The 21,455-nt window shown below is 64.6% G+C and carries 27 protein-coding genes and 2 pseudogenes; 11 read left to right on the top strand and 18 right to left on the bottom strand.

Features of this window, described 5'->3' with window-relative positions; genetic code table 11:
- Window positions 1–59 precede the first annotated feature (59 nt).
- Entirely contained in the window at window positions 60–695 is a 636-nt protein-coding gene (locus INQ41_RS07055) for a nuclease domain-containing protein (protein WP_193983113.1), read from the bottom strand.
- Between the two features lie 93 nt (window positions 696–788).
- A complete protein-coding gene (locus INQ41_RS07050; RefSeq protein ID WP_193983111.1) occupies window positions 789–1,214 on the bottom strand; it encodes a MerR family transcriptional regulator in 426 nt (141 codons plus the stop codon).
- Window positions 1,215–1,255: 41 nt separating this feature from the next.
- Between INQ41_RS07050 and INQ41_RS07045 the strand changes: the two genes are divergently transcribed.
- From INQ41_RS07045 to INQ41_RS13255, 3 genes are read left to right on the top strand one after another with little or no spacing between them, the layout of a single operon-like run.
- On the top strand, window positions 1,256–1,612 hold the full coding sequence (locus INQ41_RS07045) for a mercuric transporter MerT family protein (RefSeq protein WP_193983109.1): 357 nt from the start codon (window positions 1,256–1,258) through the stop codon (window positions 1,610–1,612).
- 10 nt (window positions 1,613–1,622) lie between these two features.
- Window positions 1,623–1,910 (top strand): heavy-metal-associated domain-containing protein, encoded by a 288-nt coding sequence (locus INQ41_RS07040; protein WP_193983107.1) that lies wholly within the window; start codon window positions 1,623–1,625, stop codon window positions 1,908–1,910.
- Window positions 1,900–2,115: a GDCCVxC domain-containing (seleno)protein gene (locus INQ41_RS13255; protein ID WP_407074225.1), complete on the top strand. Its 216-nt coding sequence runs from the start codon at window positions 1,900–1,902 to the stop codon at window positions 2,113–2,115. The genes INQ41_RS07040 and INQ41_RS13255 overlap by 11 nt, the downstream gene beginning before the upstream one ends.
- Before the next feature lie 102 nt (window positions 2,116–2,217).
- Here the strand turns inward: INQ41_RS13255 and INQ41_RS07035 are convergent, their stop codons facing one another.
- Entirely contained in the window at window positions 2,218–2,841 is a 624-nt protein-coding gene (locus INQ41_RS07035) for a cation transporter (RefSeq protein WP_193983105.1), read from the bottom strand.
- Window positions 2,842–2,933: 92 nt separating this feature from the next.
- Between INQ41_RS07035 and INQ41_RS07030 the strand changes: the two genes are divergently transcribed.
- A complete protein-coding gene (locus INQ41_RS07030) occupies window positions 2,934–3,359 on the top strand; it encodes a MerR family transcriptional regulator (protein WP_193983103.1) in 426 nt (141 codons plus the stop codon).
- 65 nt (window positions 3,360–3,424) lie between these two features.
- On the opposite strand, the gene INQ41_RS07025 is transcribed toward INQ41_RS07030, so the two are convergent.
- From INQ41_RS07025 to INQ41_RS06975, 11 genes are all read right to left on the bottom strand, one after another.
- Entirely contained in the window at window positions 3,425–4,018 is a 594-nt protein-coding gene (locus tag INQ41_RS07025; RefSeq protein ID WP_193983101.1) for a cation transporter, read from the bottom strand.
- Between the two features lies 1 nt (window position 4,019).
- Complete coding sequence (locus INQ41_RS07020; protein ID WP_193987265.1) at window positions 4,020–7,196, bottom strand: efflux RND transporter permease subunit; 3,177 nt, start codon at window positions 7,194–7,196, stop codon at window positions 4,020–4,022.
- A 22-nt stretch (window positions 7,197–7,218) separates the two neighbouring features.
- Window positions 7,219–8,190 carry an efflux RND transporter periplasmic adaptor subunit gene (locus tag INQ41_RS07015; protein WP_193983100.1) on the bottom strand — a complete coding sequence of 324 codons (972 nt, stop codon included), beginning with the start codon at window positions 8,188–8,190 and terminating at the stop codon, window positions 7,219–7,221.
- A complete protein-coding gene (locus INQ41_RS07010; RefSeq protein ID WP_193983098.1) occupies window positions 8,187–9,467 on the bottom strand; it encodes a TolC family protein in 1,281 nt (426 codons plus the stop codon). The genes INQ41_RS07015 and INQ41_RS07010 overlap by 4 nt, the downstream gene beginning before the upstream one ends.
- 799 nt (window positions 9,468–10,266) lie before the next feature.
- Window positions 10,267–11,493, bottom strand: a complete 1,227-nt coding sequence (gene arsJ, locus INQ41_RS07000; RefSeq protein ID WP_228076527.1) for an organoarsenical effux MFS transporter ArsJ — start codon at window positions 11,491–11,493, stop codon at window positions 10,267–10,269.
- A gap of 2 nt (window positions 11,494–11,495) precedes the next feature.
- Complete coding sequence (locus INQ41_RS06995) at window positions 11,496–12,503, bottom strand: ArsJ-associated glyceraldehyde-3-phosphate dehydrogenase (protein ID WP_193983094.1); 1,008 nt, start codon at window positions 12,501–12,503, stop codon at window positions 11,496–11,498.
- Between the two features lie 37 nt (window positions 12,504–12,540).
- Window positions 12,541–12,963, bottom strand: a complete 423-nt coding sequence (locus INQ41_RS06990) for an arsenate reductase ArsC (RefSeq protein ID WP_455430064.1) — start codon at window positions 12,961–12,963, stop codon at window positions 12,541–12,543.
- Complete coding sequence (locus tag INQ41_RS13420; protein WP_455430066.1) at window positions 12,960–13,043, bottom strand: arsenate reductase/protein-tyrosine-phosphatase family protein; 84 nt, start codon at window positions 13,041–13,043, stop codon at window positions 12,960–12,962. The genes INQ41_RS06990 and INQ41_RS13420 overlap by 4 nt, the downstream gene beginning before the upstream one ends.
- Window positions 13,044–13,148: 105 nt before the next feature.
- Entirely contained in the window at window positions 13,149–13,673 is a 525-nt protein-coding gene (locus INQ41_RS06985; protein WP_193983092.1) for an arsenate reductase ArsC, read from the bottom strand.
- Between the two features lie 71 nt (window positions 13,674–13,744).
- On the bottom strand, window positions 13,745–15,031 hold the full coding sequence (locus tag INQ41_RS06980) for an arsenic transporter (RefSeq protein ID WP_193983090.1): 1,287 nt from the start codon (window positions 15,029–15,031) through the stop codon (window positions 13,745–13,747).
- A gap of 3 nt (window positions 15,032–15,034) precedes the next feature.
- Window positions 15,035–15,385, bottom strand: coding sequence for an ArsR/SmtB family transcription factor (locus tag INQ41_RS06975; RefSeq protein ID WP_193983088.1), 351 nt, complete (start codon window positions 15,383–15,385; stop codon window positions 15,035–15,037).
- Window positions 15,386–15,426: 41 nt separating this feature from the next.
- On the opposite strand from INQ41_RS06975, the gene arsH reads away from it, so the two are divergent.
- Window positions 15,427–16,257: an arsenical resistance protein ArsH gene (arsH, locus tag INQ41_RS06970; protein ID WP_193987263.1), complete on the top strand. Its 831-nt coding sequence runs from the start codon at window positions 15,427–15,429 to the stop codon at window positions 16,255–16,257.
- 9 nt (window positions 16,258–16,266) lie between these two features.
- A complete protein-coding gene (gene arsC, locus INQ41_RS06965; RefSeq protein WP_193983086.1) occupies window positions 16,267–16,686 on the top strand; it encodes an arsenate reductase (glutaredoxin) in 420 nt (139 codons plus the stop codon).
- Here arsC and INQ41_RS06960 read toward each other — a convergent pair.
- The 3 genes from INQ41_RS06960 to INQ41_RS06950 all read right to left on the bottom strand — a co-directional run bounded on the left by INQ41_RS06960 (window position 16,655) and on the right by INQ41_RS06950 (window position 18,432).
- Window positions 16,655–17,659 carry an arsenic resistance protein gene (locus tag INQ41_RS06960; RefSeq protein WP_228076526.1) on the bottom strand — a complete coding sequence of 335 codons (1,005 nt, stop codon included), beginning with the start codon at window positions 17,657–17,659 and terminating at the stop codon, window positions 16,655–16,657. The two genes, arsC and INQ41_RS06960, sit on opposite strands and share 32 nt — an antisense overlap.
- A gap of 198 nt (window positions 17,660–17,857) precedes the next feature.
- Entirely contained in the window at window positions 17,858–18,109 is a 252-nt protein-coding gene (locus INQ41_RS06955; RefSeq protein ID WP_193983082.1) for a hypothetical protein, read from the bottom strand.
- A complete protein-coding gene (locus INQ41_RS06950) occupies window positions 18,109–18,432 on the bottom strand; it encodes a hypothetical protein (RefSeq protein ID WP_228076525.1) in 324 nt (107 codons plus the stop codon). Before INQ41_RS06950 ends, INQ41_RS06955 begins: the two co-directional genes overlap by 1 nt.
- Before the next feature lie 21 nt (window positions 18,433–18,453).
- Between INQ41_RS06950 and INQ41_RS13250 the strand changes: the two genes are divergently transcribed.
- From INQ41_RS13250 to INQ41_RS06935, 4 genes are all read left to right on the top strand, one after another.
- Window positions 18,454–18,960 carry a LytR/AlgR family response regulator transcription factor gene (locus INQ41_RS13250; protein ID WP_228076524.1) on the top strand — a complete coding sequence of 169 codons (507 nt, stop codon included), beginning with the start codon at window positions 18,454–18,456 and terminating at the stop codon, window positions 18,958–18,960.
- On the top strand, window positions 18,870–19,142 hold the full coding sequence (locus INQ41_RS13245) for a LytTR family DNA-binding domain-containing protein (RefSeq protein WP_343224917.1): 273 nt from the start codon (window positions 18,870–18,872) through the stop codon (window positions 19,140–19,142). Before INQ41_RS13250 ends, INQ41_RS13245 begins: the two co-directional genes overlap by 91 nt.
- Window positions 19,143–19,355: 213 nt before the next feature.
- Complete coding sequence (locus INQ41_RS06940) at window positions 19,356–19,616, top strand: BPSL0761 family protein (protein WP_193983080.1); 261 nt, start codon at window positions 19,356–19,358, stop codon at window positions 19,614–19,616.
- Window positions 19,613–19,870: a BPSL0761 family protein gene (locus tag INQ41_RS06935; protein ID WP_193983078.1), complete on the top strand. Its 258-nt coding sequence runs from the start codon at window positions 19,613–19,615 to the stop codon at window positions 19,868–19,870. The genes INQ41_RS06940 and INQ41_RS06935 overlap by 4 nt, the downstream gene beginning before the upstream one ends.
- A 246-nt stretch (window positions 19,871–20,116) precedes the next feature.
- On the opposite strand, the pseudogene INQ41_RS06930 reads toward INQ41_RS06935, so the two are convergent.
- Window positions 20,117–20,230 (bottom strand): annotated as a pseudogene (locus tag INQ41_RS06930) (transposase); the annotation flags it as partial.
- Between the two features lie 78 nt (window positions 20,231–20,308).
- Here INQ41_RS06930 and INQ41_RS13240 point away from each other — a divergent pair.
- Window positions 20,309–21,144, top strand: a pseudogene (locus tag INQ41_RS13240) (IS3 family transposase); the annotation flags it as partial.
- Window positions 21,145–21,455: the final 311 nt, after the last annotated feature.

Here is a 21,455-nt window from a genome sequence, read left to right as displayed (position 1 = left end):
GCAACCCCGTTCCAAGCAACTAGCTGCCCTGCCCCACCCCCGATAAACCTCCCTAATCCTCAAGTGGGTTCTACCCCGCTATCACTGACATCAGACATTGCCAGCACCGGCACGGCGGCCAGCCACCTCCCGAGCAGCGCGTCTAACAACGACGACGGAGAATCAGGTGAGAGTACATGCACCCCTACCCGATGAGCTGCGTGGAAGTCCGGTGCTTCCAACCAGGGAGCACCGCCGCCCCGGGGCACGAGCAACAGAGAAGCAACCGGGCGATCTTCGTTCCATCGCAGCGCGTCTTGATAAAGGTGCGCCGAGCGCATGGCATCCAAGACATTTGACCGACTCGTCCGGTACTTCGCATCCAGCACGAGCATCTGCCGTACATCACCGGCTTCCACGGTGATCAGCAGATCAGGCACAAGCACCCCGGAAATGCTCCGAAATCCAGTGGCCTTGCCATCGCCGGCATGGAACCGCCGCTGCAGCCATGCTTCAATCCGGAGTGATGGGCTAGTGCCCACCAGTCTGATGCAATCGCCCTGAGTGCCTGAATAGTGCATCGACCACCGCAGCCCGGGATGTCGCTCGCGCAGGCAGTGCGTCACGCGCGCGTAGCACCAGCGCTCGTAGATCTCCCAGGTGGGGCTGAGCCACAGGCTCTCCGCGCGGGTGTCGCCGGCAACACCGGTGCGCAATGCCGACCAAGCGAAGCGATAGGCGCGTGCATACGTCGGGTGGGCGGAAATGAGGGTCGGCAGGGATTCGTGTAAAAAACGGCCGAAAGTGAGCTAACTGCCTGTCGCAGCTGGCTTTCTTGGCCGCTCCAGAAAATCGAGGGTTGGGCAGTACTCTCCCGTCGGCACTTGAACGCACCGCGCTACTTTCTGTTCGAGATCCCTCTCCAGCTGTCGCAGCTCGCGGATTCGTAGACGGACATCGGCGAGCTTTCGCTCGGTCAACTGACGGGTCTGCTCGCAAGAACGCTCGCCTGTGATCTGTAGCAGGCCAGCGATCTCGTCGAGGCTGAATCCCATCATCTGAGCGCGACGGATGAACTGAAGCCGATTTACATCGTTTTCGTCGTAACGACGCACGCCTCCTATCGGTCGCTCGGGTTGACGCAGCAGCCTACGTCGCTGGTAGTAGCGCACGGTTTCGACGTGCACATCGGCCGCCGCCGCCAGCCGGCTGATCGTAAACGTGTTCGGACGCACGGCTTGACTCCGTACCTAGGTACAGAGGCTAGTATGCTCCGATGCTAACAACCCCGGCCAAATCGTCTGTTCCAGCCATCGTTGGCGCGAGCATCGCCGCCATTGGCGCATCGATCTGCTGCGTCGTGCCGCTGGCGTTGGTCCTGCTGGGCATCAGTGGCGCCTGGATCGGCAACCTGACCGCGCTGGATCCATGGCGCCCTTGGTTCACTGCTGCCGCCCTGCTGTCGCTGGGGTTAGCCTTCTGGGGCCTGTACGGACCAGCCTCTCGATGCCGCGCCGAAGGCCAATGCGTGGATCCGGGCATCTTGAGCCGCCGGCGGCGCGGGCTTTGGTTTGTCACGGTCGTGATCGCCTTGTTGTTGTTGTTTCCGTATTACGTGATCTGGCTTCTGTAGGAGACGATCGATGCGCAAGTGGACATTGGCCTTGATGGCCGTCATATGGGCCGGAACGACGGGGGCCGCCCCGACTGAGACGGTGGTGCTGCAGGCCGCGAACATGACCTGCCCCACGTGCAGCATCACCATTGAGAAAGCGCTCGAGAAGGTGCCCGGCGTAGCTGATACCGCGGTCGATACCAAGGCAGGCACCGTAACGGTGACCTTCGATTCCGAGCGTACTAGTGCTTCGGACATCGCACGGGCTATCACCGAAGCAGGCTTCTTGGCCAAGGCGCGGACAAATGGTGGCTGATCTGCAACTGCAAAGCTTGCTGACCTGCCCAGAATGCAGGCACCAGGCCAGCGAGATGATGCCTACCACGGCCTGTCAGTTTTTCTACGAGTGTCCAGGCTGCGGCACGGTACTGCGGCCCAAGCCGGGCGATTGTTGTGTGTTCTGTTCTTACGGCACGGTGCCGTGTCCACCGATCCAGCAACAGAATCCCTGCTGCGGATAACGGTCGCGGCCAGTGGATGCCGATCATCAGCCAACTCGGCGAACAAACGCCCCGGCATACGGGGCATTTCTTCTCTTGGGCCGGGCAACGGGCCGCAACTTGCTATTTCGCCTCGTCCCGGTAGCTCCGCCAAGCCATACGGAGTACCCGCCAGGCGGACCGCAGAAACATCAGCAACAGTCCACCGGCGATGACCAGATCGGGCCAGCCCGCATCGAACAGCCACACGCCGGCGGCCGCCAGCAGTACCGCAACACCCTCGTACAGATCATTGCGCGAACACTCCCACGCCGATGACATGTTCACATCGCCGAAGCGGTACGGCGTCAGCAACCACAGGCACAGGGCGTTGAACGCAAGGTTGATCACCGCAGCAATGCCGATGGCCTCGAAGATCGGCACCTCCGGATGGGCCAGGCGCCAGCTGATCTGGATGGCGACCGCCACCGCGGCGCCGAAAATCAGCAGTCCCTTGATCAGCGCCACTTTGGCCTTGGCGCGCAAGCTGGCGCCGATCACCGCCAGGCTCAGCAAGTAGGTCAGCGCATCGCCGAGATTGTCGAGGCTGCCTGACAGCAACGAGGACGATCCGCTGTAAATCGCCGCCGTGATCATCATCACGAAGGTGGCGATGTTGATCGCCAGCACGATCATCAGCACGCGCCGCTGCCCGGCCTCCAAGGCCCGGATATCCACTGTGCTTCCGCAGCCGCACGAGTCACCCATGGTCAAGTCTCCAGATGGGAGCGGACGCAGGAATTGCGGACCGCTGTCAGGTCGGCGATCCTAAAGCCTGTAGCCGCTACAGGGTCAAGCCCATGAAGATTGGAGAGGTCGCGACACGCAGCGGGTGCCATCCGGAAACCGTGCGTTACTACGAGCGCATCAGGTTGTTGCCTGCGCCGCCGCGCACAGCGAGCGGGTACCGCGACTATCGGTCAACGGACGTGGATCGATTGCGCTTCATCAGTCGTGGCCGCGACCTTGGCTTCTCCCTGGAGGAGATCCGCAGCCTGCTGGGCCTGGCCGAGGACGACGGATTGTCATGCCAGGATGTCGACCGGCTCGCCCGTGTGCACCTGGTGGACATTCAGGCCCGGCTCGGTGACCTGCAGCGGATGGCCGCGGAGCTCGAACGGGTGATCGGCAGCTGCAGTGGGGGCGAGCGCGGCCAATGCGCCATCCTTGACACGCTGCGGCACCCATCGGTGGACACCTCCAATCGCCTCATGGGTTTACCGTAATGCCCTGCCGAATGCCCCGACACAAAGCGCGGCTCCGATGGAGAAAGTGCTGCAAGCCGGCTCTGCTAGCCATGCTCTTGACCTCGCGCATCTCGCAGGATCTCGATGCCCCCTTTCAGGGCGATCGCCGCCACCGCAAGACCGACGACCAGATCGGGCCAGGCCCGCCCGGTCCAGAGCACCAATCCGCCACCCACAAGCACGCCCGCGTTGGCGACAAAGTCGTTGGTGCTGAAGGTGGTCGCGGCACGCACGTTCACGTTGGCCTGCCGGATCTTCTTGAGTAGCCACACACAGGTCGCGTTCACTATGGCGGCTCCCAGGGCCATCACCATCATCGTTGTGCCAATGGGCTCGACGTCACCGAAGAATCGACGGCCCACGTCGACAAGGATTCCCGCGGCAAACAGGATCAGCAGCCAGCCGGACACCTTGGCCGCCGATCGTTTCCAGGCCGGTGAACGACTGAGCGCGAGCAGGGTGATGATGTAGACAGCGCTGTCGGACGCATTGTCCAGTCCATTCGCGATCAGGGCGCTTGAGCCGGCAGCGAGACCCGTGACCCAGAACCCCGCGGCAAGCGCGAGGTTCAAGGCAAGGACGATCAACAGGATCCGACGTTGGTGGGCGTCGTGTATTTCGATCTTCTCTTCGCTCACGTCAGTGGGCCTCCCGTTGCGACTTCGCTGCGTCGCCGCGGTGCAGAAGGCGGTAGAGGGTCGGCAGCACCAGCAGGGTGAGCAGCGTGGAGGATACGATCCCGCCGATCACCACGGTGGCGAGCGGACGCTGCACCTCCGCGCCCGTGCCGACATTGAGCGCCATCGGGACGAAGCCGAGCGATGCCACCAGGGCGGTCATCAAGACCGGCCGTAGCCGCCCGAGTGCGCCGTTGAAGACGGCGTCATCCAGCGACTGCCCTTGCTCCCGCAGGTTGCGAATGAAGGCGATCATCACCAGGCCGTTGAGCACGGCCACGCCGGACAGGGCGATGAAGCCGACCCCGGCGGTGATCGACAACGGGATACCGCGCAATGCCAGTGCAGCTACACCGCCGGTCAGGGCCAGCGGCACGCCACTGAACACGATCACCGCATCCCTGGCCGAGCCAAACGCCATGAACAGCAGGCCGAAGATGAGGACCAAGGTCACCGGTACCACTACTGCGAGCCGTTGGCTGGCCGAGATCAACTGCTCGAACGTGCCGCCGTAGTCGATCCAGTAGCCTTCCGGAACGCTCACCTGCTGCTCGATGCGCTGCTGCAGGTCTTCAACGAAGCCGCCCAAGTCGCGATCACGCACGTTGGCCGTGACCACCACCCGGCGCTTTCCGTTCTCGCGGTTGATCTGGTTTGGCCCGAGCAGGCTCTCGATTGTCGCAACCTCCCGCAACGGCACGGTCCGTGCGGTCGCCCAACTGGGCTCCAGGCTCGATCGATCCGCATTCGCATCGTCGGACAAGGGGATCGGCAGGTCCTGTAGGGCTGCCGGATCAACGCGCATGTGTTCCGGCAGTCGGACCACGATATCGAAGCGGCGATCGCCCTCGAACAGCTGGCTGGCGACCTGGCCACCGACTGCGGTTGCCACGGTCTGCTGCACGACGCCCGGATTCAAGCCGAAGCGCGCAAGCGCCGCACGGTCCGGGACGATCGTCAGCAGTGGCAAGCCTGTCGCCTGCTCGGTCTTGACGTCGGCCGCGCCCTCGATCTGCCTGGCAACCGCTTCAACCTGTTCGGCTACTTCGATCAGCGTGTCCAGGTCATCACCGAACACCTTGACCGCCACGTCCGCCCGTACGCCGGATATCAGCTCGTTGGTCCGCATTTCGATCGGTTGCGTGAACTCGTAGTTGTTGCCCGGAAGCGTCGCCACCGCCGCCTCGATCTCGTCGATCAGCACGTCCTTTGGCTTGCGTGGATCGGGCCATTGCTCGCGCGGCTTCATCATCAGGAACGTGTCGGCGACGTTCGGTGGCATCGGGTCAGTCGCCACCTCCGCCGTGCCGATCTTGCTGAAGATCCGCTCCACCTCGGGAACCTGCATCAGTCGCTCCTCCACGGCGAGTTGCATCTTCACCGACTGCTCCAGACCCGTCCCTGGGATACGGATCGCGTGCATGGCGATGTCCCCCTCGTCCAGGCTGGGAATGAACTCGCTGCCCAGACGCGTGGCGAGCAGCAGGGACACGGCGACCAGGGCAAGTGCCCCGCCAAATACCCAGTTCTGCCGGTGAAGCGACCACGCAAGCAACGGCTCATAGCGCCGCCGCGTCCATTGGACCAGTCTGTTCTCCTTCTCCTCGACGCGGTTGCCCATGAAGATCGCGATGGACGCGGGAACGAAGGTCAGCGACAGGACCATTGCACCGGTGAGGGCCAGCACCACGGTGATCGCCATGGGGTGGAACATCTTCCCCTCGATCCCGGTCAGCGCGAAGATCGGCAGGTACACCGCGGCGATGATGAACATGCCGAACAGGCTGGGCCGGATGACTTCGACCGTGGCGGTGGCCGTCAGGTCGTTGCGTTCCTCGCGTGTCAGCGTCCGACCAAGTCGGCGCTGCATCTCGCCAAACCGCCGCAGAACGTTCTCGATGATGATGACCGCGCCATCGACGATCAGCCCGAAGTCGAGCGCACCGAGGCTCATCAGGTTCCCCGACACGCCGCCACGCACCATGCCGGTGATGGTGAACAGCATGGCCAGCGGGATGACGGCTGCGGTGATGAGCGCGGCGCGGAAGTTCCCCAACAGCAGGAACAGGACCACGATCACCAGCAAGGCACCCTCGATCAGGTTCTTCGAGATGGTCTGCATGGTGCGTTCGACCAGTTCGGTGCGGTCGTAGACCGCCGTCGCGGTGACCCCTTCCGGCAAGCTTGCGTTCGCATCCTGCAGCTTCGCCGCCGCGGCCTGCGCGACCGTTCGGCTGTTGGAGCCGACCAGCATCGACGCGGTGCCCAGCACGACCTCTTCGCCGTTCTGGGTCGCCGCGCCAGTGCGAAGCTCCGGACCCTCACCCACCTGTGCCACGTCAGCGACCCGGATCGGCAGGCCGTCGCGTCGGTCCAGCACGATGTTCCGGATCTCGTCGATCCCACCAACCTGGCCGGGCACGCGCACTAGGTATTGCTGACCGTTGCGCTCGATGTAGCCGGCACCCATGTTCTGGTTGTTGGCGGCCACCGCGTCGACGATGTCCTGCAGCGTGAAGCCGAGTGCGACCAGCTTGGACGGATCCGGGGTGATGTGGATCTGCCGCTCGAAGCCGCCCATCGTGTTGACCTCGGTCACTCCGGGGGTGTTGCGCATCTGCGGCCGGATGACCCAGTCCTGCAGGGTGCGCAGGTCAGTGGCGGTCCACGGCGTGCCGTCCGGCTTGGTCGCTTCGGGCGCTGCGTCGACGGTGTACATGAAGATCTCGCCCAAACCGGTCGAGATCGGCCCCATTTCGGGCTCCAGCCCCTCGGGAATCTGTGAGCGGATCTGCTGCAGGCGCTCGGCTACCTGCTGTCTGGCGAAGTACAGGTCGGTACCGTCTTCGAACACGATGGTGACCTGCGACAAGCCGTATCGCGACAGCGAGCGCGTGTAGTCGAGCCGGGGCAAGCCGGCGAGCGCCGTTTCAATCGGATAGGTGACCCGCTGCTCGGACTCCAGTGGCGAGTAGCCGGGCGCCTCGGTGTTGATCTGCACCTGGACGTTGGTGATGTCGGGGGTTGCATCGATCGGGAGCCGGGTAAAGCTCCAGATGCCCACTCCGATCAGCCCCAGGGTCAGCACCAGCATCATCCAGCGATGCCGGATCGAGAAGCGGACGAGCCGCTCCAGCAGGCCGGTCTGGTGGGCTGTGGCGTCAGTGCTCATGCGCCGCGCCCTCCTTGCCGATGTCCGCCTTGATCAGGTAGCTCTCCGCGACCACGACCTCCTCGCCCACACTCAGGCCTGACAGGATCTGCACCTGCGTGGCATCGCGCACGCCGAGCTCGACGTGTCGGGCCTGGTATGTCTCGCCCTCGCGCACGAACACGGCCTCCCGGCCATCCATCGACTGCAGCGCGGTTAACGGCACCACCAGATCAACCGGCTGCTGCGCGACCGTGATCCGCGCCTTGACCGCAGTTCCCGGACGCCACTGGCTGTCGGTGTTGTCGATCGTCGCGCGGGCAACAGTGCTTTGGCTCGCCGTGGCCATGCCCGGTAGCACACGTTCGAGCGTGGTGAGCAGCGTCTCGCCATCGCTCATGCGGGTGACGGTTACCGGCACGCCCGGCTGGATGTGCTGGGCGTCGGCTCCGAAGATGTGCAGGTCGACCCAGAGCTGGGACAGGTCGGCGATCTCGAACAGCGGAGTGCCTTCGCTGGCCAGGCCGCCGACCGAGGCGTTGCGCTCGACGATCACACCGGAGATCGGCGCGGTCACGCTGTAGGTGCTCAGGCTCAGGTTGCTCTCGATCGTCGCAAGCGTCTGACCGGCGCGAACCTGGTCGCCGGCGTTGGCGCGCAGCGAACGGATCGGTCCGGGAAAGCGGGCGGAGATCTGGGCAACACGGCCATCGACCGCGGTCAGCAGGCCTTGCACCTCGTGCTCGTCGGCAATCACGCCGGGGCCGACGGGCCGCGTCTTGATACCGGACTTCTCGGCGATCTCGGCCGGAATGACCGTGCTGGCGACTTCACCCGCCTCATGGCCATGGTCGTCGGCCTCTGTGCCGTGGTCAGCCGTCTCGTCGGCAGGGGTGTCCTTCGCCGGCTGGTCCGAGTCACCACCACAGGCCGCCAGGCTTAGCGCCAGCGCCAGCGCGGGGATCAGGTGAGTAGGCTTCATGGTGTTGCTCCTTGGTTTTCGTGCGAGCCCGGGCCGGCGATGAATGCCTGGCCGGTCAGCCGCTGGATTTCGATCAGAGCGCGCTGGGCTTCCAGCGCCGCCTCCACTTGTTGCCGCCGGGCCGCGGCGCGCTCTGCCTGCAGGCTCGACCACTCCAGATAGCTGGCCGCCCCTGCGCGATACGCGGTGGCGGCCGCGGCTTCGGCCTTGGCCAGGCGTGGGAGCACGTCCTCACCCAGCCGCTGCGCTTCCAGGCGCGCCACACCGAAGCGGCCATGCGCCTCGGCAAGGGTGGAGTAGAGCGACAGACCCGTGGCCTCTCGTTCGATTTCCAACGCGGTCAACTCGGCACGTGCGGCACGGATGCCCGGTTGTGCGCGGCTGGTGGTGCCCAGTGGGATCGAGACACTGCCGACTAAGCCGAAGTTTTCGCCATCCGCCATCCGCCGGATGCCGACCTGCCAGTCGAGGTCGGGGGTCGCCTCGCTGCGCGCCAGTCGCAGGCGTGCCTCGCCAATGCGCTGCTGATCGACGAACTGCGCGAGCTCAGGGGTGCGTTGCAGCCAGTCGGCGAGTACCGCGAAGTCCGCGACCCGCGGCACTGCCAGCGGATCGCCCCCGGCGATCTCGAATGCCGGATTGCGCTCGCCCCAAAGGGCTGCGAGATGTTGGCGGGCGGCTGTCTCACGCTGTCGAGCCCGAGCCCCATCCAGTTCGGCCCGCGCCAGGGCCGCCTGGGCGGTGAGTACGACCGACTCGGGCGAGGCGCCCGCCTCGTGACGTCGGCGCGCCGCAGTGACGGTGCGCTCGCGCTGGTCGACGTCCAGCCGCGCGAGCTCGCCTTGTCGTTGCGCACCGATGACTGCGAGGTAGCGGCGGGCCACTTCGGCCAGAAGATCCAAGCGCTGCGCCTCGCGCGCGATGGCCAGCGCGTCGATGCGGCTCTGCGCGAACGTGCGGCGGGCATCGAGCTTGCCGCCCCGCTCCAACACGGAAGCGAGGCTCAGCGTGATCTCGGCGCTGTCGAGACCGCTGGCCGGGCCGGTACCCAGCACGTTCTCGAGTTCGGCGCCAGCGACCAGCACCGGGCGCAAGGAGGCTCGCTCCAACTCGGCTGCCAGGACCTCATGGCGGGCGCCAAACAGGCGCAGATTGGGATGAGTGCTGGCAACGCGAAGAAAGGCGTCGTCCAGAGTAAGGGGGCCGGCGGCGTGCGTGGGAAATGCCACGGCACACACGACGACGAACGCGGCCAATGCCGCTGATCGAAAACGCATGGGGGTTGCTCCGGTGAATCGAAATGACGGGTATCGGCGTCAGGCCGATGGCGCAGTCATCCGAAGATCGGAGGCTTGAACGGACTCGGTAGGCGCACGGTCGGTGGGGGCGACGCCTTCTCAACCACCAGCCGACCGGCTATCGGAAGAGCAGACAAGGACTCCAGGACAGGCATTACGGCCGCAGCTGCGCCACAGCAATGTGCAAAATCCAGAAGCACGTGCAAGGTCTCCGATCCATCCTGATCGTGCGCACCTGTCGCGGTGAGCTCCGCGCCCAGATCGTTGGCGTGCGGGCCGTGGCTGTGCATGCCCGACGGGTCGTGTGCGAGCTCGTGCATCTCACCGGCGGCTGTCATGACCGGTTGCAGCACCAATCCCAGCGCAAACAGCCCCAGCGCGAGAACGCGTAGGAGCGGCAACCAGCGGTGGCGGGGCAAGCGGACCATGACCACGCAGGATACCTGCGGGCAACGGGGTTATACAATTTCGCTGAATGCCGCAAAGGCTACAGGGCGAGGCGCGTTTCAGTTCGCGGCCATGGCAGCGCTTGTACTTGCGGCCACCACTACACAGACACGGCTGATGATCGCGCAGCCCGGTCAGCAGCGCGTGTCCAAGGAACTGTTGCGCCTGCTGCAGCGGTTCGATCTCATGCGCCGGGACACTTCTGGTGCTTACGGGTATAAATCCGCTGCTCTACCCATTGAGCTGCGTGAGGGTGATCCGAGTTCAGATCACGCCGGTATTCGATGGTCAATTGCGGTCGAGCGAACATGCGTTGAACCTAAAGCATGTCTCATGGTGGGACCACACCCTCACGGTCGTGCCGTGGCAATGTGACCGAGGCCAAGGCCGCGGTCGCGACCAGCCCTGCCGACACCAACAGGCAGGCGGCCAATCCAAAGCGCTGGAACACCCAGCCTGACAGCACCGTGCCAAGCAAACGTCCCATCGCGTTGGCCATGTAGTAGAAGCCCACATCGAGCGAGACGCCGTCCTCGGCCGCATAGCTGACGATCAGGTAGCTGTGCAGCGAGGAGTTGATCGCGAACAGCACGCCGAACACGGTCAGTCCCGCGATCAGCACCAGCTGCGGCGACTGGCCCTGCAGCAACAATATCGCCATCGCCGCAGGCACCACCGCGAGTACGCTCGCCCAACCCAGCGCCGAGCGGCCATCGGGGACCTTGCCGCCTCGGCGGCCGGTGACGTACGGCGCGAGCGATTGGACTACGCCATAACCGATCACCCATGCCGCGAGAAAGCCGCCGACCTGCCAGTGGTCCCATCCCAGCGAGGCGGCCAGGAACACCGGCAGGGCCACCACGAACCAGACATCGCGGGCGCCGAACAGGAACATGCGCGCGGCTGACAACTGGTTGATCGCGCGGCTCTTGGAGAAGATGTCGCGGAACTTTGGCTTGGCTTTCGCTTTGCCCAGGTCACGCTTCAGCAGCGCCAGGCTCAGCAGCCATACCAGCGCCAGACCGACCACCATGATCGCGATCGCCGGCGCGAAGCCGACGGCGGTAAGCAGCGCACCGCCCAGGAAGCAGCCCACGCCCTTGAGCGCGTTTTTTGAGCCGGTCAGCGCAGCGACCCAGCGGTACAACGCCCCTTGTTGATCGTTGGGCACCAGCAGCTTGATGCTGCTCTTTGCGCTCATCTTGTTGAGGTCCTTGGCGATGCCCGACAGTGCCTGCGCGGCCATTACCCACGGCACCAGCAGCCATGCGGTCGGCACCAGCAGCATCGACAAGGCCACCACCTGCAGGGCCAGGCCGATGTTCATGGTGCGGTTGAGCCCGACGTGCGCACCGAGCCAGCCGCCAACGAGATTGGTGACCACCCCGAAGATCTCGTAGAACAGGAACAGCATCGCCACCTGCAGTGGACTGTAGCCAAGCTGGTGGAAATGCAGCACCACCAGCATCCGCAAGGCGCCGTCGGTCAGGGTGAAGGCCCAGTAGTTGCCGGTGATCAGCAGGTACTGGCGCACGTCCGGGGAGAGGCGCGCGAGCATGGTCACCGATCCGCGCTGCCGACCAGCCGCACCAGTTCGGCGGTGCGGTTCACGTAGCCCCATTCGTTGTCGTACCAGGCGTAGATCTTGACCTGGGTGCCGTTGACAACGAGCGTGGACAGCGCGTCGATGATGCTGGAGCGCGGATCGGTCTGGTAGTCGATCGAAACCAGTGGACGCGTCTCAAAGCCGAGGATTCCGGACAGCTCACCATCGGCGGCCGCCTTCAGCATCGCGTTCACTTCCTCGACGGTGGTCGGACGCTCGACCTCGAACACGCAGTCGGTCAGCGAGGCATTGGTGAGCGGCACGCGCACGGCGTGGCCGTCGAGACGACGCTTCAACTCCGGAAAGATCTCCGCGATCGCAGTGGCCGAGCCGGTGGAGGTTGGGATCAAGCTTGCCCCGGCCGAGCGCGCCCGGCGCAGGTCTTTATGCGGCGCGTCGATGATCGTCTGGGTGTTGGTCAGGCTGTGGATCGTAGTCAGGCTGCCGTGGCGGATCCCAAGCCCCTCATGAATCACCTTGACCACCGGTGCCAGGCAATTGGTCGTGCACGACGCCGCTGAGACGATGCGGTGCTTGGTCGGATCGAACCGGTCCTGGTTGACGCCCATGACGATGTCGAGCGTCCCGGCCGTCTTGATCGGCGCGGTCACCACCACGCGCTTCACACCTTGGTCGAGATAGGGCTGCAGCACGTCCGGCTTGCGGAACTTGCCCGAGGCTTCGATCACCACGTCGCAGCCGGACCAGTCGGTGGCGGCGAGCTCCTTGTTGCGCGTCAACGGAATGCGTCGGCCCTCGATCACGAGCGCATCGCCGTCGGCTTCAATCGTTCGGTCCCAGCGGCCGTGCACCGAGTCAAACGTCAGCAGGTGCGCGAGGGTGGCCGGCTCGCCGGCTGGGTCATTGATCTGGACGAACTCGATGTCCGGCTCATCCCACGCGGCGCGCAGGGTGAGACGGCCCATGCGGCCGAAGCCGTTGATGCCAACGCGAATGCTCATGTGCTCGATCTCCGAAAAGGTGTGGTGTGCGGTGGCGTCACGTAGCGGAAGGGGATTGGTCGATCTGCTCCACCCGGGTCTTCATCGCCAAGCGATCCCAGGCTTCGGGGCGTAACGCCAGCAGCAGCGAAATACGCTGCTGCAGCATCTGCAGCGCGACGCTGAAGGCCTTGCGGATCTGCTCGGGCGTGCCGGTCGCGGCGGCCGGATCCGGGATGCTCCAATGGGCGGTGACCGGGTGTCCGGGCCAGGTCGGACAGGTCTCGCCAGCCGCGCGATCGCAGACGGTGATGATCAGGTCCATTTCAGGGACCCCGGCACCGGTGAACTCGTCCCAACTCTTGCTGCGAAGGTTTGCGGTCGCCAGCCCGGCGCTTTCGAGCACCTGCAGCGTCAGGGGGTGTGCCTGACCTTCCGGATGGCTCCCGGCGCTGAACGCCCGCAGCCGCTCACGCCTCAAGGCGTTGGCCAGGCCTCGGCCATCAGGCTGCGGGCGGAGTTGCCGGTGCAAATGAACAACACGTTGTAGCGGTCTTTCATGCTCGACGCCTCACGGGTTTAGCGGGTGGTGGCTTCAGCCGCGTACCAGCCTTTGCTGGCGTTGATGAGATGACCGGCATCGCTGTCGGCCTCGACCACGCGGTCTCAGGGGCAAAGGAGTGGATTGGTAGATGGCTCGCGCTTCTGTCCAAGCTGCTCGATGCAGCTCTTTGCTGCCACGCTGTCCAAAGTCTCAAGAGGCAGGGCCAGCAGTTGGGAGATGCGCTGTTGCAGCCTCTTCAGCGCGGCCGCGAACGCCTCCTGGATTTGCTCAGGCGTGCCGTCCATCCTCGCCGGGTCGGGAATGCTCCAGTGCACGCGTACCGGGTGCCCCGGCCACGTGGGACAGGCCTCAACCGCGGCCTGGTCGCAGACCGTAATGATCAAGTCCATCTTCCGGGCGCTGGAATGGGCGAATTCTTCCCAACTCTTGCTGCGCAGATTCGCGGTCGGCAGCCCTGCGCTCTGGAGCACCTGCGCAGTCATCGGATGCACCTGCCCCGTCGGGTGGCTGCCGGCGCTAAAAGCGCGTAGGCGCTCTCCCCCCATGGCGTTGACTAACGCTTCACCCATGAGACTGCGAGCGGAATTGGCTGTGCATAGGAACAACACGTAGTAACGGTTCTTCATGACGAACGCCTCAGGTCAGAGCGGAGCAAACGATCTGCCGCACGGATGGGTCATCGCAGCGGTCGGCGCCATCACGCAAGACTCAGCCGTATCACCAAGGCCGCCAACGTCACGAGCAACACCGGGAGCGTCAGAACAACACCGACCCTGAAGTAATAGCCCCAGGTGATCCTGATGTCCTTGCGTGCCAGCACGTGCAACCACAGCAGCGTGGCCAGGCTGCCGATCGGCGTGAACTTCGGACCTAGGTCGCTGCCGATGACGTTCGCGTAGACCATCGCCTCGCGTACCGCCCCGTCCGCCTGGCTTGCGTCGATCGACAGCGCACCGACCAGCACCGTGGGCATGTTGTTCATGACCGACGACAGGAATGCGGTCAGCAGGCCCGTCCCGAAGGTCGCTGCCCACAGGCCATGGCCGGCGAACCCGTCCAGGAGACCGGCCAGGTGGTCGGTCAGCCCTTCGTTGCGCAGGCCATAGACCACCAGGTACATGCCGAGCGAGAACACCACGATCTGCCAGGGCGCCTCGCGCACGACCTTGCGGGTCGAGATCACGTGCCCCTTCGCCGCCACGGTCAGCAGCGCCAGTGCCCCCGCGCCCGCCACGGCGCTGATGGGCACGCCGAGCCTTTCCAGCACCAAGAAGCCCACCAGCAGGAGGCCCAGCACCGCCCAGCCCGCGTTGAAGGTGGTGCGGTCGACGATCGCCGAGCGCGGATCCTTCAGCCGGGTCACGTCGTAGTTCGCGGGAATGTCACGGCGGAAAAACCACAGCAGGACGGCAAGCGTCGCGGCCACGGAGACCAGGTTCACCGGGAACATGACCGAGGCGTATTCGGCAAAGCCGATGTCGAAGTAGTCCGCCGAGACGATGTTGACCAGGTTGGAGACGATCAGTGGCAGGCTCGCGGTGTCGGCGATGAAGCCGGCACCCATCACGAAGGCCAGCGTGGCGGCTGGGCTGAACTTCAGCGCCAGCAGCATGGCGATCACGATCGGCGTCAGGATCAGCGCGGCGCCATCGTTGGCGAACAGCGCCGCGACGGCCGCCCCGAGCAGCACGAGGTAGACAAACAGCCTGCGCCCGTTGCCCTTGCCCCAGCGCGCCACGTGCAGTGCCGCCCACTCGAAGAACCCGGCTTCATCCAGCACCAGGCTGATGATGATCACCGCGACAAAGGTGAAGGTGGCGTTCCAGACGAAGCCCCAGACCGTCGGGATATCGGCTAGGCCGACCACACCCGTCAGCAGCGCCAGTGCGGCGCCGAACGAAGCGCTCCAGCCGACCCCGAGGCCTTTGGGCTGCCAGATGACCAAGACGATGGTCGCGATGAAGATGAGCAGCGCAAGCAACATGGTTCAGACCTTGTTCGCTTTCCAGGTACCCGCGGCGGATGGGCGGGAGGCAGGGAGACAGCGACTCTGGTCACCACCGCAGCAGTTGCGGGTCAAGAATTCGATCAGGCCGTTCATGGCGTCGAAGTCGGCGCGGTAGCAGATGTAACGGCCGCGGGGCTCGCCTTGGATCAGGCCGGCGGCGGCGAGTTCCTTGAGATGAAACGACAAGGTCGCCCCCGGCAGCGACAGCGCTTCGGCGATCTCGCCGGGCATGCGCCCCTCTGGACCGGCCTCGACCAGCAGGCGAAAGACGGACAGCCGCGTGGGTTGCCCCAGGGCGGCCAGTGCGGTGGTTGCGTTCTTGAGTTCCATGTTTCTAGAATACTGGAATGAAACCGAACGAAGCAACCGCAATGACAACACCCGATCTCGCCAACCTGGCTCCAGCGGCCGTGGACATTCCTGCCCACGACAAGCTCGGCGCGGACGGCGCCACGCACCCGCCGCGGATCCTGATCCTGTACGGCTCGCTGCGCCCACAGTCCTACAGCCGCAAGCTCGCGCTGGAAGCCGAGCGCCTGCTGCGCCACTTCGGCGCCGAAACCCGGGTGTTCGATCCGCACGACCTGCCGATGCTGGACAGCGTGGACGCGGACCACCCCAAGGTGCAGCAACTACGCGAGTGGTCTCTGTGGTCGGAGGGGCAGGTCTGGGTCAGCCCGGAGCGCCACGGCACCCTGACGGCCGTGTTCAAAAACCAGATCGACTGGCTGCCGCTGGAACAGGCCGGGATGCGTCCCACCCAGGGCCGGACCCTGGCGGTGATGCAGGTGTGCGGCGGCTCGCAGTCGTTCAACGTGGTCAATGCGTTGCGCCAACTCGGCCGCTGGATGCGGATGGTCACCATCCCCAACCAGTCGTCGGTGCCCAAGGCCTGGCAGGAGTTCGACGACAACGGCCGCATGAAGTCCTCGCCGTACTACGACCGCGTGGTCGACGTGATCGAGGAACTGGTCAAGTTCACCCTGCTGGTGCGCGACCGCAGCGAGTATCTGACCAGCCGCTACAGCGAACGCAAGGGCGACCTGGCCGCAGCCACGCTGGCCGAGGCCTCCGGCGCGGTCACCGCCCCTTCGGTTACGGCGATCGCGCCGGCAGCGGCCTCGCCGGCGAGCACATCGAGTACCGAAGTCGCCCGGCCCGCGCGGGCCGCCTGCTGTGGGACCACATCGAGCTGCAGCTGAGGCCCCGCCATGAACGCGACGATCTATCACAACCCGAACTGCGGCACCTCGCGCAACACGCTGGCACTGATCCGCCACGCCGGCATCGAGCCCACGGTCATCGAGTACCTGCGGGATCCGCCCACGCGCGAACGTCTGATCGAGCTGATCGCGGCCGCGGGCCTGAGCGTGCGCGATGCGCTGCGGCAGAAAGGCACGCCGTATGCCGAGCTTGGGCTCGACGATCCGACCCTGTCGGACGAGCAACTGCTCGATGCCATGTTGGCGGAGCCGATCCTGATCAACCGGCCCTTCGTGGAAACGCCGATGGGGACGCGGCTGTGCCGACCTTCGGAGGTCGTGCTCGACCTCCTGCCGCCGGTGACCCGTCCGTTTACCAAGGAGGACGGCGAGGTCGTCATCGACGAGAGCGGGCGGCGCGCTCATTGATGGGTTTGCGGCCCGCACCCAACTTCGGGATCAGCCGCATGTAGATCACCGAAGCCACTAGCTCGACCATTGTTTGCGTCACGATGATGGCGGGCAGAACGGGGATAGCTGCCGGCACGGCCAAGGCCAACGGCAGCACCACCAGGGAATTGCGCGTGCCGGCACTGAACGCCACGGCCCGGCCGGCCGGAGCATCGAGCCGCAATAGCCTTGCGACCGCCCAACCAATGAGGGGGGCAACCACCGCGAACGCCATATACAGCGGAATCACTTGCAAAGCGGCTTCGATGGCGGCCCCAAGCTGCGGCATCATCGCAGCCACAACAATGAACAGAACCAGCGCCGTCGCCGGCACTGGTAGCAGGCCCAGACCTGCCGCAACACGCTGGCCGCCCCCGCTGCGCGCCGCCCACAACTGCACCAGGGCGGCCAGCGCAAGAGGAATGGCGATCAGCCACACGAACGCATGAACAAACGGGCCAAGCTGCACCAGCCCGGCCGCCGCGTCCCCCAAGAACACGCGCAGGTAAACCGGCAGCAAGAGCATTTGCGTGAGGAGTAGTGCCGGGGTGGACGCTAGCAGCAGCCGAGCGTCGGCGCGGCCGATGTGGGAGAACGTCACCACGTAATCGATGCATGGCGTCAACAAGACAAACAGCACCCCGAGCCTCACCATCGGGTCTGCTGGCAGGAATTGCATCAGGAGCGCGACCAGCAGCGGCAGCACCAGAAAGTTGGTGATCAGCAGCGCGCCCAGAAAGCGAATGCGGGTGAAAGCGCGGCCCAGGTCGGCAAGCGGCACCTGCAAAAAGGTGACGAACAGCATCAGGGCCAGCGCAGGGTTGATTGCCGTTTCCAGCGCGGCGGTGCCCGGTACCAGGAGCGCGACGGCCGCCGCGGCAATGACGGCCGCGAAGTAGGTAATGACTTGATGATGTTCGAGACGATCTCGAAGGTTCGATGAGTTGGTCAAGCTGGCCTCTTGGTCATTTGGTATACGCAAACGCCTCCCCATAGCCTGGCGGCAAAAAGGTCAGACGCAAAATGTCAGTTCGCCCGCGCCATGTCTGGGTTGCTAACCCGCCATTTCGGTTCCATTCGGTGTCGACCGCTCGACCCGATTTTCCGTTTCACTGGCCTCAGACCTCGATAGCAGCGCGCTGGCGACGCCTTACTTCATCGCCGCTCGCTCTGCCTTACCCGGGCGCGGTCCCGGTTCCGATGCGGGACTGAAGCGTTCCAGGAGCTCCTGGGTCGCTCCCAGCCGGGCACTGACCCGCGCGGCCTCCGCCTCGGCGCGCTGCCGTTGAGTGCGTTCCTGGTCCAGCGCATCACGCGCACCGGTCAATTCGCTCTGCAGCGCGTCCAACCGATGTGTGTCGTCGGTCCAGCGTGCCTGCAGGGCGGAGTGTTCGGCAGCCATCAGCTGCAGTCTATCCAGCTCCTGCTGCTGCCGCCCGGCTTCCTCGTGGGCTTGGCGCAGGTCCTGCTCCAGCCGCCCGTTGCAAGCGAGGCGGCGATCGCCAGCTGCGCATCGTAAGCGCCCAAGGTCACTTGCCTGCCCCGGTGCATGAGGCTGCGGCCTTGGGCGGGCTCCCGACGCAGCTTGGCCAGCACGCGGCGGGTCATGCCGGTCAGGTCCTCGAAGCCCTGCTCCCGGGCGATATCGGCCAGGTCCGCGAGCAGCGCGTCTGCCGCCAGCGGAAGCTTCAGGGTGTCGTCCGGCCCTTCGACGCCGATCAACACCACGCGCTCGACGCCCGCCCCGTGCAGGTCGTCGAGGACGAACCGCTCATCCGCGAGCGATTGCTACGCATGTGCGGCGAACTGGCGGGCGGACGGGCACGCTTCGACGCCGTCGCGGACCTCGACCTGGCCGGCGACCGGCTGCAGCGCAGCCTTTACGACGGTCTGCTGCTGGACCTGAACCTCGGCGGCGAGGACGGCTTCGATCTGTTGCGACAGGCGGTGGCCGGACGCTACCACTGCGTGGTGGTATCGGCCCATCGCGAGCGCGCCCTGCAAGCGTTCGAACACGGGGTGCTGGATTTCGTCCCCAAGCCGTTCACGCGCGAACGCCTCGGCCAGACCCTCAATCGCCTGCTCGACGCCGCCCGCTATCGCCCGGGACTCGCACGCTATCTCGGCATCTGGCGGGCACGGCACTGGTCGAGTTGGCCGACGTGCTCTGGATCCGTGCAGACGGTGACTACAGCGAGGTGCGCCTGCTCGATGGCCGCAGCGAACTGCGCGACAAGTCCCTGGCCGCGCTGACTGCCGTATTGCCGCCCGATTTCGTGCGCTGCCACCGCTCCTGCCTTGTCAATCTGCGTCATAACCGCTCGCTGCATTCCGGCTCCGGCAGCCGCTACTGGTTGGTTATGGCGAATGGGAAAGAACTGCAGGTGGGCCGTACCTACATTTCCGGACTACGCAGGGAGCTTGGCATTGACTAAATGGCTTGCAATCCGCCCTCGACCGACTGGTGATCCTGGATCACCGATGGTCTCCGATAGCTGAGGAACACCTGTGGTGAGGTTTCGGGCGCTTTCGGACGCTAGCTTCGCCATGACTACCGAGCTGGGACGATCCCGCCACATCTGCCGATCTCAATCATTGCGACGACACGACACCACACTTCATCAAGTTCACACCCACAGGAGCATCCCATGAGCACCCCCGACGAGCGAACCCTTTGCGTCCTTCAGACGAGGCGGTTTCTACGGTCGCTAAGGAGCGACCACACCCTGCCGGAGCCGGTGCGCCAAGAGTCGCATCGCCTCCTCCGGCACTACCCGAGCTCAGTCGACATCCATCTGGAAGCTGCTTTGCAGGCGAAGGGAATGCGCGGCATGTGCTTCGACCCCGAGATCGACCCAGGCTGGTGGCGCGAGTACCCGTATGGACCAGTCACCAAGGAATGCACATGACAACGACAACCGAGCTAACCCGACATCTCATCCAAGCCGGCTGCTACCTGAAGGAGCTTAGTGTGGATGAGACGCTTCCCGAACACATCAGGCAAGAGGCCGAGCGGTTAGTTCGTCACTATCCCGCACTCCATGTCGTCGACCTGCCCGACGGCGAGAAAGCCTTCGCCCTTGAGGAACCCTGGTTCGGTGCTGATCCGGATCCCGATTGGCAGAAAACATATCCGTTCAAATGGCTTGCTCGACCTGACTAGTGGGAATTCTCTGACATCACGGCGGGAAGTTCGTCGATGGCGCTCCATCACTCAGAGCGACAACCTGTCTGTGCCCCGGCGCTAGGCCACCACTGAAGCTGCAGTGATCGCATCGGAGTCCGGCCGAACGGAATCGAAGCAGAGCGCCGGGGCATCCACTAGGTCCCGAGGTCGTAGGCATGAAGTACCGTGTCGAGTTACGAGAAAGCGACCAATTTGGCGATCTGATCCGGTAATCCCCCCCGCCATGCCGCCGAATTTGCTGCGCCACTTGTAGAACGTGGCCGAGCTGATGCCGTGTTCGCGGCATAGCTTCGGAAAGGGCATGCCGGCCTGCGACTGCTTGAGCACGGCGTTGATCTGGCTCTCGGTGAAGGAGTTCTACCCCGATTCTGCGGACACTTTCACTAAGATCCATACTGGATCAGAGGAGTGTCCGTGTCCAAGCGCAAGCGTTACAGCCCTGAGTACAAGCGTGAGATCGTCGAGCTGGTCTGGCGGTCGAAGTTGAGCTGCCGTCAGATCGCGTTGGAGGTCGGCCTCAATCCGAACATGCTGACCCGCTGGGTCCGGGAGGCCGACGCCGGCGGAACCAAGGCTTTCCCCGGCGGCGGAACGCCTCGTGATGAAGAGCTCGCCCGCCTCAAGCGCGAGCTGTCGCGCGTGACCAAAGAACGGGATTTTTTAAAAGACGCGGCAGCGTACTTCGCGAAGCAATCACCGAACGGTACACGGTGATTGCGCGCTGCCGCAGCGACTACCCCGTCGGGATGATGTGCCGCTGCCTTGAAGTATCAACGAGCGGCTTCTACGCCTGGGCGAGCCGCACGCCGGGGCCTCGGGCGCGGGCGAATGCACGCTTGCTGTCGCGCATGCGGGAGATCCATGAGGACAGCAAAGGCGTCATTGGTGCACCCCGGATGCGGGAAGACCTGGTCGATGAAGGCGAACAGGCCAGCCTCAACCGGGTGGCACGCCTGATGGCCGGTGCGGGCCTGCAAGGCTGGCCGCGGCGAAGCAGACGCCGCTACGGCGCTAAACCCGGCACCCGACCGGTGGGTGTGGAGAATCTGCTGCAGCGCAACTTCGCCGCTCACGAGCCGGAGACCAAGTGGGTCACCGACATCACCGAGATCGTGACAACAGAAGGAAAGTTGTACCTCTGCGTCGTCATCGATCTGTACAGCAAGCTGGTGCTGGGCTGGTCGATGCACCACCGTCAGGATCGCCACATGGTCGTTCGTGTCGTTACATCTTCGCCAATGAGGCAGGGCGTGAAAGTGTTAAGCCGTTGAAATCATTCGATTAGCTGAAGCTTGCTAAAATTAGCTGCCGGAGCGTTTTCTTGCTAAAAGCATCGGCCGAGTGTAGACCGCGCGGCGTATTTGGTACGGCTTGACCTGGGTCGAAAGACAATTGGCGGCCATTTCATGAGAGGCTCGCACACTCATGCTGCCCATCCTCGTCTGCGGCCGGACACTAGTCTCAGACGCCGCCACCGTAAATTACAGGAATGACGATCAAGGGCTGTAAACGTTTGTCATCGGTGTTGGCGGGCCGCGGCAACATGCCTCATGTGCCGATA

It is taken from the genome of Lysobacter ciconiae (assembly GCF_015209725.1).
GTDB lineage: Bacteria > Pseudomonadota > Gammaproteobacteria > Xanthomonadales > Xanthomonadaceae > Novilysobacter > Novilysobacter ciconiae.
This window is presented reverse-complemented; position numbering and strand designations above follow the sequence as displayed.

Coding starts and splice junctions, on each gene's coding strand:
- arsH (WP_193987263.1), top strand. CDS start 15,427: ATGACAACACCCGATCTCGCCAACCTGGCTCCAGCGGCCGTGGACATT.
- INQ41_RS07040 (WP_193983107.1), top strand. CDS start 1,623: ATGCGCAAGTGGACATTGGCCTTGATGGCCGTCATATGGGCCGGAACG.
- INQ41_RS06980 (WP_193983090.1), bottom strand. CDS start 15,031: ATGTTGCTTGCGCTGCTCATCTTCATCGCGACCATCGTCTTGGTCATC.
- INQ41_RS13255 (WP_407074225.1), top strand. CDS start 1,900: ATGGTGGCTGATCTGCAACTGCAAAGCTTGCTGACCTGCCCAGAATGC.
- INQ41_RS07030 (WP_193983103.1), top strand. CDS start 2,934: ATGAAGATTGGAGAGGTCGCGACACGCAGCGGGTGCCATCCGGAAACC.
- INQ41_RS07015 (WP_193983100.1), bottom strand. CDS start 8,190: ATGAAGCCTACTCACCTGATCCCCGCGCTGGCGCTGGCGCTAAGCCTG.
- INQ41_RS06995 (WP_193983094.1), bottom strand. CDS start 12,503: ATGAGCATTCGCGTTGGCATCAACGGCTTCGGCCGCATGGGCCGTCTC.
- INQ41_RS06975 (WP_193983088.1), bottom strand. CDS start 15,385: ATGGAACTCAAGAACGCAACCACCGCACTGGCCGCCCTGGGGCAACCC.
- arsC (WP_193983086.1), top strand. CDS start 16,267: ATGAACGCGACGATCTATCACAACCCGAACTGCGGCACCTCGCGCAAC.
- INQ41_RS06985 (WP_193983092.1), bottom strand. CDS start 13,673: ATGAAGAACCGTTACTACGTGTTGTTCCTATGCACAGCCAATTCCGCT.
- INQ41_RS07035 (WP_193983105.1), bottom strand. CDS start 2,841: ATGGGTGACTCGTGCGGCTGCGGAAGCACAGTGGATATCCGGGCCTTG.
- INQ41_RS13420 (WP_455430066.1), bottom strand. CDS start 13,043: ATGAAAGACCGCTACAACGTGTTGTTCATTTGCACCGGCAACTCCGCC.
- INQ41_RS07010 (WP_193983098.1), bottom strand. CDS start 9,467: ATGCGTTTTCGATCAGCGGCATTGGCCGCGTTCGTCGTCGTGTGTGCC.
- INQ41_RS06940 (WP_193983080.1), top strand. CDS start 19,356: ATGAGCACCCCCGACGAGCGAACCCTTTGCGTCCTTCAGACGAGGCGG.
- arsJ (WP_228076527.1), bottom strand. CDS start 11,493: ATGCTCGCGCGCCTCTCCCCGGACGTGCGCCAGTACCTGCTGATCACC.
- INQ41_RS06955 (WP_193983082.1), bottom strand. CDS start 18,109: ATGGCTGCCGAACACTCCGCCCTGCAGGCACGCTGGACCGACGACACA.
- INQ41_RS06935 (WP_193983078.1), top strand. CDS start 19,613: ATGACAACGACAACCGAGCTAACCCGACATCTCATCCAAGCCGGCTGC.
- INQ41_RS07045 (WP_193983109.1), top strand. CDS start 1,256: ATGCTAACAACCCCGGCCAAATCGTCTGTTCCAGCCATCGTTGGCGCG.